This window comes from Pseudomonas sp. GM48 (assembly GCF_000282335.1).
In the GTDB taxonomy this organism is placed as follows: domain Bacteria; phylum Pseudomonadota; class Gammaproteobacteria; order Pseudomonadales; family Pseudomonadaceae; genus Aquipseudomonas.
On the sequence record NZ_AKJM01000153.1, the window covers coordinates 1 to 11,910 of the forward strand.

Sequence of the window (11,910 nt, forward strand, 5' to 3'; positions counted from 1 at the left end):
CGGCTGGCTGACCAGCCACAGCGCGAAACCGCTGGAGAGCACGCCGATCAACAGCGACAACAGGGTGATTGCGCCGTCGTAGCCCAGATCGATGGGCAACTCGAACGCGAGCATGCCGATAAAGTGCATCGACCAGATGCCGATGCCCATGGCAATGGCCCCACCCGCGGTCCATAAATGCACGGCGCGCCCCTTGGCGGTGGCAATGCGCCCGGTCAGGTCCAGTGCGGTGTATGAGGCGAGAATCGCTACACAGAGCGAAATGATGACCAGAGTGGGGGAATAACTTCCGATGAGCATGGGGACTTCTCGCGAATGCCCCCGTTAATGTTATCGATTCTCGCCGGGGGAAAATGCGGCGATTGTACTGATTCCGAATGAGAACGCACTCACAAAATGAGCAAAGGGCCATCAGTCCGATGAAACGTCTGTTTTAAGGTTTTACATTAAGCCGGGCATACCCGGATTCATGGCTGGGATTACCGTACCAGACACATCGCTTCAATGGCGAATGCACTCATTGTGGCGAGGGAGCTTGCTCCCGCTCGAGCGCGAAGCGGTCGCGAAACAGGTGACCGCGATCTATCTGGAGCAATTTGGGGGGTGCAGGTTTTGGGACTGCTTCGCAGCCCAGCGGGAGCAAGCTCCCTCGCCACAAACAAGCCCCTCGCCACGATGTGCCTGCTCGTTACTGCGTATCGCTCACCTGAAGTTGTCCATCCCAGCCACCCCCCAATGCCGCAATCAACTGCACGCTGGCGATCAAGCGGCTTTGCAACAGGTCCAGGTTACTGCGCTCGTTGCTCAGCGCCGCCGCCTGGGTCACGACCACATCGATGTACGCAATCAAACCGGCCTTGTACTGGTTCTGGGTCAGGCGCAACGATTCACGGGCGGCATCCAGTGCCTGTTGGCGCACGACGGCTTCATCCTGCAGCACCTTGAGCTGCACCAGGAAGTTTTCCACCTCGCGGAATCCGTCCAGCACGGTCTGGCGGTACTTGGCCACAGTTTCGTCATAGGCCGCTTCACTACGGTCGACTTCCGCCGAGCGCTGGCCGCCGTCGAACAGGGTCATGGCCAATTGCGGTCCTACCGACCAGAAGCGGTTCGGCAGGCTGATCCAGTTGGAATACGTGCTGCTGCTATAACCGCCGTTCATGTTCAACGTCAGGTCGGGGTAATAGGCGGCCTTGGCCACGCCGATGTTGGCGTTGGCGGCCATCACCGAACGCTCGGCGGAAGCGATGTCCGGGCGACGCTCCAGCAACTGCGAAGGCAGTGCCGACGGTACTTGCGGCAACTGCGGAATGTCCTGGCTTTCCGCCAGGCTGAATTCAGCCGGTGGCAAGCCGATCAGCACGGCAATCGCGTTCTCGAACTGTGCACGTTGCCAGATCAGGTCGACCATGTCGGCTTCGGTGCTTTTGAGCTGCGTCTGGGCCTGGGCCACGGCGTCCTTGCCGGATACGCCGGCGCGGTACTGGTTTTCGGTCATTTTCAGCGACCGCTGATAAGCCGAAACCGTGTCTTCGAGCAGGCGCTTCTGGCCATCGATCACGCGCAATTGCAGATAATTCTGCACCAGCTCCGACTGTTGGCTCAGGCGCATCGCGGCCAAATCGGCAAAGCTTGCCTGGGCATTGGCAGTATCGGCTTCGAGGCCACGGCGCAGCTTGCCCCACACATCCGCCTCCCAACTGACACCCACCTGGGCCGAGTACGTATTGCGAATACCGCTGGACGAACTGCTCAGGCTGGAGCTGCTGCTGCCGGTGCCCTGGCTTGAACGGTTCTTGCTCACGTTCAGGTCGACCGTCGGGAAAAACGCCCCACGTGCGCTACGCACCAATGCCTGGGCCTGACGGAACTGGGCCTCGGACTGCGCCACGGTCTGGTTGGAGCGGTTGAGTTTGTCGATCAGGTCATTGAGCTGCCGGTCGCCGTACAACTCCCACCACGCGCCGCGAGCCAGGGCATCGCTCGGGTTGGCCTGACGCCAGCCCTCTGCAGCCTTGTACTGTGCCGGCTCGGCGGTTTGCGGGCGCTGGTAATCCGGGCCGACGGCGCAGGCACTGAGCATCGCCACACACAGTGACAGGCTCAACAAACGCGAGCCTCGAGCCGTGATCAGCGGTGCAGCCAGGTTGAAAAGCGAACGTTCAGTCATAGCGGAGTTTCCAGAGCAGCATCAGTACGCACCCCACGCCATTTATTGAAACGATGGCGCAGTTTGTCGAGATAGAGGTAAACCACCGGGGTGGTGTAAAGCGTCAGCACCTGGCTGAAGATCAGCCCGCCGATGATGGTCAGGCCCAGCGGCTGGCGCATTTCCGCCCCTTCGGCGCGGCTCAGCAGCAACGGCAAGGCACCGAGGATCGCCGCCAGGGTGGTCATCAGGATCGGCCGCAAACGTTGCAAACAGGCGCTGCGAATCGATTCCAGCGGCGCCATGCCCTGTTGTCGTTCCAGCTGCAACGCCAGGTCGATCATCAGAATGGCGTTTTTCTTCACCACGCCGATCAGCAGAAACAGCCCCAGCAATGAAATCAGGCTGAACTCGCCGCCCAGCGCATAGATCGACAGCAACGCGCCGACCCCGGCCGACGGCAGGGTGGACAGGATGGTCAGCGGATGGATGTAGCTTTCGTACAGCACCCCCAGCACCAGATACACCGCCACCAACGCGCCGAGAATCATGAACGGCTGGCTTTTTTGCGTGGCGGCAAAGGCATCGGCGGTGCCGGCCATCTTGACGATCACGTCTTCCGGCAGGCCCACCTTGGCAATCGCCCGCTCGATGGCGGCCGTGCCCTGCTCCACCGTCACGCCTTCGGCCATGTCGAAGGAAATGCTTTCCGACGCGAACTGGCCCTCGTGGCTGACCCGGTCGTTTTCCAGGCTATTTTCGTAATGTGCAAAGGTCGACAGCGGGATCCGCGCGCCGTCAGCGGTGATCACCTGGACCTGCTTGAGGGTGATCGGGTCCTGGGCGTACTTCGGATTGACCTCCATCACCACCTGATACTGATTGAGGCTGTCGTAGATGGTCGAAATCTGCCGCTGGCTGTAGGCGTTGTTCAGCACCGCCGTGACCATGTCCATGTCGACACCCAGGCGCTTGGCCTGGTCGCGGTCGACAATCAGGGTCACTTGCCGGGCACCTCGGCCTTCCCGGGCATCGATCGCCGTCAGCTCCGGCAAGGCCCTGAGCGCGGTGACGACTTTCGGATACCACTCGCGCAATGCCCCGAGATCCCCGCTCTGCAGGATGTACGAGTATTGCGAGGTGGTTTGCTCGCGGCCGCCACCGAATTGCAGGTCCTGATCCGCCATGAGCATCAGCTGTGCACCGGGAACCTTGGGCATTTCCTTGCGCAGGCGTTCGATGACTTTCTGCGCGGAAATGTTGCGTTCCTTGATCGGCTTCAGGCGCACCAGCATGAAGGCGTTGTTGGTGCCGTTGGTGCCGCCGATGAATCCGGCGACGCTTTCTACCGCTTCATCCTTGAGCACCGCACGGCGAAAAATCTCCATCTTCGGCTGCATGACGCTGAAGGACAGGCCGTCGTCGCCGCGCACGAAACCGATCAGCTGACCGGTATCCTGCTGAGGTAAAAATGTTTTAGGAACAACAATATACAGCGCAATGTTAACGCCGATTGTCACAAGCAGACTGAGCAGCGTCAGGCGCTTGTGACGCAACACCCAGTCGAGGCTGGTGGCGTATTTGCCGACCATCCAGTGATTGGCCCGCTGGCTCCAGCGTTGCAGGCGGTTCTCCTGCCCCGGCGTATGCGGCTTGAGCCAGCGGGCGCAGAGCATCGGCGTCAGGGTCAACGACACCAGCAGCGACACAACGATGGCGGCCGCCAGGGTGATGGAAAACTCGCGAAACAGGTTTTCAATGATTCCGCCCATGAACAGGATCGACAGGAACACCGCCACCAGCGACACGTTCATCGACAGCAAGGTAAAACCGACTTCCTGGGCGCCGAGATAAGCAGCCTTCATTGGCCGCACGCCTTCGTCGATGTGCCGGGAAATGTTCTCCAGCACCACGATGGCATCGTCCACCACCAGCCCGGTGGCCAGGATCAGCGCCATCAGCGACAGGTTGTTCAGCGAAAAGCCGTAGAGGTACATCACGGCAAAGGTGCCGACCAGCGACACCGGCACCGCCAGGGTCGGGATCAGCGAGGCGCGGAAGTTACCGAGAAACAGGAACACCACCAGAATCACCAGTGCCACGGCGATCAGCAGGGTCATTTCCGCTTCGTGCAGCGTGGCCTTGATCACCGGCGAACGGTCCATGGCCAGGTTCAGCTTGACGCTGGCCGGCAGCACCGCCTGCAACGCCGGCAACTGGGCCTTGATCTCGTTGACCGTCTCGATGATGTTGGCGCCGGCCTGCCGGTTGATCACCAGCAATACCGCTGCGTCATCGTTGAAGAAACCACTGTTGTAGCGATCTTCGACGCCGTCGCTGACCTTTGCCACATCCTTCAGGCGCAGGGCCGCGCCGCCGTTGTAGTGGATGATCAGCGACTCGTAGTCCTTGGCTTTTTCCAACTGGTCGTTGGCCTGGACCTGCCACAGTCGTTGATCGTCTTCCACCGAGCCCTTGGGCCGGCGCACGTTGGCATTGGCGATGGTGTTGCGCACATCGTCCAGGGCCACGCCGTACTGGTTCAGCGACTGCGGTTCGAGCTCGATACGCACCGCTGGCAGGGAACTGCCGCCGATCTGTACCTCACCGACGCCCTGCACCTGGGACAGGCTCTGGGACAGAATCGTCGAGGCCAGGTCATAGAGCTGGCCTTTTTCCAGCACATCGGATGTCAGCGACAGCACCATGATCGGCGCCTGGGACGGGTTGACCTTCTTGTAGGTCGGCATGCTGCGCATACCGCTGGGCAGCAGGTTGCGCGAGGCATTGATAGCCGCTTGCACTTCCCGCGCCGCGCCGTTGATGTCGCGGTCCAGGTCGAATTGCAGGATCACCCGGGTCGACCCCTGGCTGGAGCGGCTGCTCATGGTGTTGATCCCGGCGATGGCGCCGAAGGAGCGCTCCAGCGGCGTGGCCACGGTCGACGCCATGACCTCGGGGCTGGCCCCAGGCAGGCTGGCCTGCACCACGATCACCGGAAAGTCCATTTGCGGCAGCGGCGATACGGGCAGCAAACCGAAGCTCACGCCGCCCAGCAGCATGATGGCCAGGCTCAGCAACATGGTCGCGACCGGGCGCTTGATGAAAGGTCCCGAGAGATTCATCGATGACTGCTCCCGGCACCAACCCACGAGCCCTGCTGCCCCCCTGTGGGAGCGGGCTTGCTCGCGAAGAGGTGCTTGCATTCAACATCCCTGTCGACTGACCGGACGCCTTCGCGAGCAAGCCCGCTGCCACAGGTTATGCACGCCGTCATAGCGCCGTCTCCTGAGCGCCGGTCTTGCCAAAGCGCCGACCGAGACGATCGAAATACAGGTAGATCACAGGCGTAGTGAACAGCGTCAGAATCTGGCTCAGCAACAGGCCGCCGACCATCACCAGACCCAGCGGTTGGCGCAGTTCCGCGCCGGAGCCGGTGGCCAGCATCAACGGCACGGCACCGAAGAGCGCGGCCAGGGTGGTCATCAGGATCGGCCGAAAACGCAGCAATGCCGCCTGATAGATGGCCGTTTGCGGGTCCATGCCCTGATTGCGCTCAGCGTCGAGGGCGAAGTCGATCATCATGATCGCGTTCTTCTTCACGATGCCGATCAGCAGAATGATACCGATGATCGCAATCATGCCCAGGTCGTTGCCGCTCAGGATCAACGCCAACAAGGCGCCCACCGCCGCCGAAGGCAAGGTCGAAAGAATGGTGATCGGGTGGATATAGCTCTCGTAGAGCACGCCCAGCACGATGTACATGGTCACCACCGCCGCCAGAATCAGCAGCAAGGTGCTCGACAGCGAGGCCTGGAAGGCTTCGGCCGCGCCCTGGAACTGGGTCTGCACGCCAATCGGCATGCCGATGTCCTTCTGCACCTGCTCGATGATCTGCACCGCATGCCCCAACGCCACGCCGGGCGCGAGGTTGAAGGACATCATCACTGCCGGGAACTGGCCGATGTGGGTGATCGCCAGCTGTGCCTGGCGTTCCTCGATATGCGCCAGACTGGACAGGCGCACCTGCCCGCCATCGGTGGTCTTGACGTGAATCTGGTTCAACGCATCCGGGCCGATCTTCTCGCCGGACTGTGATTGCAGGACCACGCGGTACTGACTCGCCTGAGTATAAATCGTGGAAATCTGCCGCTGACCAAAGGCGTCGTACAACGCATCGGTGATGTTCGACACCGACACACCGACCCGCGACGCCGCATCACGGTCGATCACCAGATAAACCTGCAAGCCCTTATCCTGCAAATCGCTGGCAACGTCGGCCAATTCCGGGCGGGCGGCCAGGGCTTCGACCAGGCGCCCGCTCCACAGGCTCAGCAGTTCCGAGTCCGGCGAAGACATGCTGAACTGGTACTGCGTACGGCTGACCCGGTCTTCGATGGTCAGGTCCTGCACCGGCTGCATGAACAGGCGGATGCCGACCAGTTTGTCCAACTCCGGTTGCAGGCGGGCAATCACTTGCGTTGCGCTCAGGTCGCGGTCGTGGTGCGACTTGAGGTTGATCAGCAACCGACCGCTGTTGAGTGTCGAGTTGTCGCCATCCACGCCAATGTAGGAGGACAGGCTTTCGACGGCCGGGTCGGCCAAAATGACCTTGGCCAGTTCCTGTTGACGCTCACTCATGGCGGCGAAGGAAATCGACTGCGGCGCTTCGGAAATACCCTGGATAACCCCGGTATCCTGCACCGGGAAGAAGCCCTTGGGCACCGCCATGTACAGGAAAACCGTGAGTGCCAGGGTGCCAATGGCCACCATCAAGGTCAGCGGCTGGTGCTTGAGCACCCACTGCAACTTGCGTCCGTAAGCGGCGATCATCCAGTCGATGAACGCGCCGCTGCTGCGGTAGAAACGGCCCTGCTCTGCTTCCTCGGGTTCACGCTTGAGCAATCGCGCGCACATCATCGGTGTCAGGGTCAGGGAAACGACCAGGGAAATCAGGATCGCCACCGCCAGCGTGATGGCGAACTCGCGGAACAACCGCCCGACCACGTCCGCCATGAACAGCAGCGGGATCAGCACGGCGATCAACGACAATGTCAGCGAGATCAGGGTGAAACCGATCTGTTTGGCGCCCTTGAGCGCCGCGTTCAGCGGACTGTCGCCCTCCTCGATAAAGCGCGCAATGTTCTCCAGCATGACGATCGCATCGTCCACCACGAAACCGGTGGCGATGGTCAGGGCCATCAGGGTCAGGTTGTTGACCGAGAACCCGGCCAGGTACATGACGCCGAACGTGCCGATCAGCGACAGCGGCACGGCCACCGATGGAATGATCGTGGCACTGGCGCGACGCAGGAACAGGAAGGTGACCATGACCACCAGGGCGATGGCGATCAGCAGTTCGTGCTGTACGTCCTTGACCGAGGCGCGGATGGTCTGGGTGCGGTCGGTCAGCACCACCACGTCGAGGCCGGCCGGCAGGTTGTCGGTGATGCTCGGCAGCAAGGCCTTGATCCGGTCCACTACTTCGATCACGTTGGCACCGGGCTGACGCTGGATGTTCAGCAGTACGGCCTGATTTTCGTTGGCCCACGCAGCGAGTCGCTCGTTCTCGGCGCCGTCGACGATTTCTGCCACGTCCTTGAGCCGCAACGGCGCGCCATTGGCGTAGGCCAGGATCAGGTTGGCGTAGTCCTTGGGCGAGGTCAGTTGATCGTTGGCATCGAGCATCGACACCCGGGTCGGGCCGTCGAAGTTGCCCTTGGGCTGGTTGACGTTGGAGGCACCGATCAGCGTGCGCACGTCCGACAGGTTCAAGCCGTTGGCCGCCAAAGCCTCGGGGTTGACCTTGATGCGCACCGCCTGGCGCTGGCCGCCGGCAATGCTGACCATGCCGACGCCGCTGATCTGGGCGATTTTCTGCGCCATGCGCGTATCGACCAGGTCATTGAGCTTGGGCAACAGCATGGTTTTGGAGGTGATGGCCAGGGTCAGCACCGGCGTGTCGGCCGGGTTGACCTTGTTGTACACCGGCGGTGCCGGCAGGTCCTTGGGCAGCAAATTGGTCGCGGCGTTGATCGCCGCCTGCACCTGTTGCTCGGCCACGTCCATATTGATGTCGAGGCTGAAACGCAGGGTCAGCACCGACGCGCCGCCGGAACTGGTGGAAGCCATTTGCGTCAGGCCAGGCATTTGCCCGAACTGCCGCTCCAGCGGCGCAGTCACCGCGCTGGTCATGACATCCGGGCTGGCGCCGGGGTACAGCGTCATGACGCGAATGGTCGGGTAATCGACCTGGGGCAATGCCGACACCGGCAGCAACCGATAGGCGATCACACCGGCCAGGATAATGGCCAGCATGCTCAGCGTGGTGGCTACCGGGCGAAGGATGAACAGCCGCGAGAGATTCATGCGCCGCCCTTTTTCGCCTTGTCCGTGGTCGCAGACTCAGCCGCGTTGGTCGCCGACTTGCCCTGCAAGTGTTCGGTCGGTGTGACCGGCACGTCCTGGCTGTCATTGACCACTTCCACGTCACTGCCGTCCTTCAGGCGATCGGTACCTTCCAGTACGACCCGCTCGCCCACCGCCAGGCCTTCGGTGACCACGGTGTTCAGGCCATCGCTGGCGCCGACTTTCAACTGACGGATCTTGACCTTCTTGTCACCGTCCAGGGCATAGACAAACGTACCGTTAGTGCCGAACTGGATCGCAGCGGAAGGCGCCAGTACGACGTCCTTGAGGGTGTCGGCCAGCAGGCGCACGTTGACGAACTGGTTGGGGAACAGCGACTGATCGCTGTTCTCATAACGGGCCTTGAACTTGAGGGTGCCGGTGGTGACGTCGATCTGGTTGTCCAGGCTCTGCAATACGCCGGTGGCCTGCAATTTGGTATCACCACGATCCCAGGCTTCAGCCGGCAACCTGGCGCCGCTGCGATAACGGGCAAGTACCGTGTCGAGGCTGTTTTCCGGCAGGGTGAAGGCCACGCTGATCGGTTGGGTCTGGGTAATGATCGCCAATGCGGTGGTGTCGTTGGCGGCTACCAGATTGCCGACGTCCAGTTGACGCAGGCCGACGCGACCGGTGATTGGTGCGCGGATCCTGGTGAATTCGAGATTGAGCCTGGCATCGTTGACGGCGGCCTGATTGGTCTTGACCGTGCCCTGGAATTGACCGACCAGCGCTTCGGCGGTGTCCAGGGTCTGTTTGGCAATACTGTCTTCCTTGTAGAGGCCGCGATAACGCTCGACATCGACCTGAGCGTTCTTCAACTGCGCCTGATTCTGCAGCAAGGTGCCTTCGGCCTGGAGCAAGGCATTCTGGTAGGGACGCGGATCGATTTCGGCCAGCAGGTCACCGGCCTTGACCATCTGCCCTTCTTCGAAATAGATCTTGACCAGCTCACCGCCGACGCGGCTGCGGACATTGATGGTGTTCAGTGCCGTGACCGTGCCCAGCGCCTTGAAATACAGCGGGAAGTCACCCTTGACTGCCGGCGCCACACGCACCGGAACAGGCCCGGACGCTGCGCCGAATCCAGGTCGCATTCCACCCGACCTGCCGGTATGTCCGGCAACGGCTTTCTGCCCCGCCGCCTCTTTGGGTGCAGCGCTGCCGGGCCAGAATTTCCAGCACAAGGCGGCGATGACCAGCAGGACAAGCAGGCCGAACAGCCAGCGACGGGGACTACGGGAAGCGGAGGATTGCATTGAGTGATCAACCATTGGGCGCGTGGGCTTTTTTTACATGAGGCTGAACGATAAGCACTGGCAGGTTTTAAGCAAAGCGCCTTTACCGGCAATTTACCTTTGGCTTACGTAACAGGAGACTTATCCAAGACACTGAAGCACAAATGAAAACGGCCTGGACAGAGCCAGGCCGTTAACAATTGTAATGCTTTACTTATTTCAGTACGGCAAGTGCCGCTTCGTAGTTCGGCTCGTCAGCGATTTCGCCAACCAGTTCGCTGTGCAACACGTTGTCGTTCTCGTCCAGAACCACGACGGCACGAGCGGTCAGGCCTTTGAGCGGGCCGTCAGCGATGGCCACGCCGTAGTTCTGGATGAACTCGGCGCCGCGCAGGGTCGACAGGTTCTGTACGTTTTCCAGGCCTTCGGCGCCGCAGAAACGAGCCTGGGCGAACGGCAGGTCGGCGGAGATGCACAGCACGACAGTGTTGGCCACGTCGCTGGCCTGGGCGTTGAACTTGCGCACGGAGGTGGCGCAGGTCGGGGTATCAATGCTTGGGAAAATGTTCAGTACTTTGCGCTTGCCGGCAAAGTCTTTCAGGGTGACGTCGGACAGATTGCCGGCAACCAGGGAAAAGGCTGGCGCCTTGGAACCGGCTTGTGGCAGTTGGCCGTTGACTTGAACCGGGTTGCCTTTGAGAGTGACTTGAGCCATGAACGGAGTCCTTCTGACGTTGGTTTGGAGAATTTTGACCAGGCCGAAGTTAACCACGAAATTGTCCGACGACCTATGGCCAAACATAAATTGTCATGTATCAGCGCACAAAACTGGATACACGCGCTTTCTCACTCACTACAAAACCCTGTGGGAGCGGTGTTATTTGAGTAACTCCAGCATATTGCGATGTCGCGCCTCGAAAATCCGCCGCATGTAGCCATTGACCAGCAACCACTCCAGGGGAGCACCCCCCAACGCCGAGTAGGTGACCCGGTCGGTATATAGCGTACCGCCCTCGCCCGCTGCTACCCGATGTTCGTGACGAAAGGCACGCATCGGCCCCTTGAGCATTTCGTCGATGAAATGCATTTCGCCGACTTCACGGATCACCACCGTCCAGTTCATTGGAATCACGTTGAACATCCAGTGGCGAAAGCGAAATTGCCGCCCGGCTTCAATCCGCAAAAGACTCAGGTCGACATGACCCAGTGGGGTGATGCGCTCAGGGAAAATCTTCGGGAAGTTGATGCCTTCCAGGCAAAATTCGAGGACGTCTTCGGGTTTACGACCGGGAATGAGCGTGGTGATCTGCAAGGTTGGCATAGGGGACACATTCCTTTGGTCAGTAAACGGACAGGCCAGAAATACCGTGTTGTGAAATGGAAGTCGAAAATAAATCTGCCATGGTGTCACCTACGACAATTTTGTTCAGCGTGCTGTCGATTTGCACCGTAGCCATTCGACCATTAAGCGAGTCATTCAATTACAACGGAGACATCACCATGCGATTTATGATCATCATCAAAGCCAGCCAGGAATCCGAAGCCGGCGTCATGCCCAGCCAAGAGCTGCTGACGGCCATGGGCAACTACAACGAAGAACTGGTCAAGGCCGGCATCATGCTCGCGGGCGAAGGCCTGCACCCGAGCAGCAAAGGCGCTCGTGTAAAGTTTTCAGGAGACAAACGCTCGGTGATCGACGGTCCCTTCATCGAAACCAAGGAACTGATTGCCGGTTTCTGGTTGTGGAAAGTGAAGTCCAGGGAAGAAGCGATTGAATGGGTCAAGCGCTGCCCCAACCCGATGCCGGGCACCGAGGCCGAGATCGAGATTCGCCAGGTGTTTGAGGCTGAGGACTTTGGAGCCGAGTTCACGCCGGAACTGCGCGAGCAGGAAGAGCGGGTTTGGGAGCAGGCGAAGAAAAACTGATGGGCGCTGACTGAGTCGGCCACTGCCTCAGCATGCGTACTACAGTGAACGTGAGGCCTGGGTCAGGGATATTCGCGAGGTGATGCGCGGGGATGCGGTGTCTTGGCGGCCGCCTTCGCGGGCAAGCCCGCTCCCACAGGGGACTTGTGGCGCTCACAGATCCCCTGTGGGAGCGGGCTTGCTCGCGAA

Annotated in this window: 8 protein-coding genes; 1 reads left to right on the forward strand and 7 read right to left on the reverse strand. The window is 60.6% G+C overall.

Features of this window, described 5'->3' with window-relative positions:
- The 7 genes from PMI28_RS02810 to PMI28_RS02780 all read right to left on the reverse strand — a co-directional run.
- The coding region (locus PMI28_RS02810) for an MHYT domain-containing protein (protein WP_007991847.1) at positions 1-300 on the reverse strand (300 nt) is incomplete at its 3' end.
- A gap of 388 nt (positions 301-688) precedes the next feature.
- Positions 689-2,170, reverse strand: coding sequence for an efflux transporter outer membrane subunit (locus PMI28_RS02805; protein ID WP_007991849.1), 1,482 nt, complete (start codon positions 2,168-2,170; stop codon positions 689-691).
- A complete protein-coding gene (locus PMI28_RS02800) occupies positions 2,167-5,274 on the reverse strand; it encodes an efflux RND transporter permease subunit (protein WP_007991851.1) in 3,108 nt (1,035 codons plus the stop codon). Before PMI28_RS02800 ends, PMI28_RS02805 begins: the two co-directional genes overlap by 4 nt.
- A 148-nt stretch (positions 5,275-5,422) precedes the next feature.
- Positions 5,423-8,518, reverse strand: a complete 3,096-nt coding sequence (locus PMI28_RS02795; RefSeq protein ID WP_007991853.1) for an MdtB/MuxB family multidrug efflux RND transporter permease subunit — start codon at positions 8,516-8,518, stop codon at positions 5,423-5,425.
- Positions 8,515-9,831, reverse strand: a complete 1,317-nt coding sequence (locus PMI28_RS02790) for an MdtA/MuxA family multidrug efflux RND transporter periplasmic adaptor subunit (protein WP_007991855.1) — start codon at positions 9,829-9,831, stop codon at positions 8,515-8,517. Before PMI28_RS02790 ends, PMI28_RS02795 begins: the two co-directional genes overlap by 4 nt.
- A 178-nt stretch (positions 9,832-10,009) precedes the next feature.
- A complete protein-coding gene (tpx, locus tag PMI28_RS02785) occupies positions 10,010-10,510 on the reverse strand; it encodes a thiol peroxidase (protein WP_007991863.1) in 501 nt (166 codons plus the stop codon).
- 162 nt (positions 10,511-10,672) lie between these two features.
- Complete coding sequence (locus PMI28_RS02780) at positions 10,673-11,116, reverse strand: SRPBCC family protein (RefSeq protein ID WP_007991865.1); 444 nt, start codon at positions 11,114-11,116, stop codon at positions 10,673-10,675.
- 179 nt (positions 11,117-11,295) lie between these two features.
- Here PMI28_RS02780 and PMI28_RS02775 point away from each other — a divergent pair, with 179 nt between their 5' ends.
- The gene (locus PMI28_RS02775; RefSeq protein WP_007991867.1) at positions 11,296-11,721 is read left to right on the forward strand and encodes a YciI family protein; all 426 of its coding nucleotides are present in this window, start codon (positions 11,296-11,298) and stop codon (positions 11,719-11,721) included.
- The last annotated feature ends 189 nt before the right edge of the window (positions 11,722-11,910 follow it).

Excerpts from the sequence above, each read along its gene's own strand:
- PMI28_RS02805 (WP_007991849.1), bottom strand. The coding sequence starts at position 2,170 with ATGACTGAACGTTCGCTTTTCAACCTGGCTGCACCGCTGATCACGGCT.
- PMI28_RS02800 (WP_007991851.1), bottom strand. The coding sequence starts at position 5,274 with ATGAATCTCTCGGGACCTTTCATCAAGCGCCCGGTCGCGACCATGTTG.
- PMI28_RS02795 (WP_007991853.1), bottom strand. The coding sequence starts at position 8,518 with ATGAATCTCTCGCGGCTGTTCATCCTTCGCCCGGTAGCCACCACGCTG.
- PMI28_RS02790 (WP_007991855.1), bottom strand. The coding sequence starts at position 9,831 with ATGGTTGATCACTCAATGCAATCCTCCGCTTCCCGTAGTCCCCGTCGC.
- tpx (WP_007991863.1), bottom strand. The coding sequence starts at position 10,510 with ATGGCTCAAGTCACTCTCAAAGGCAACCCGGTTCAAGTCAACGGCCAA.
- PMI28_RS02780 (WP_007991865.1), bottom strand. The coding sequence starts at position 11,116 with ATGCCAACCTTGCAGATCACCACGCTCATTCCCGGTCGTAAACCCGAA.
- PMI28_RS02775 (WP_007991867.1), top strand. The coding sequence starts at position 11,296 with ATGCGATTTATGATCATCATCAAAGCCAGCCAGGAATCCGAAGCCGGC.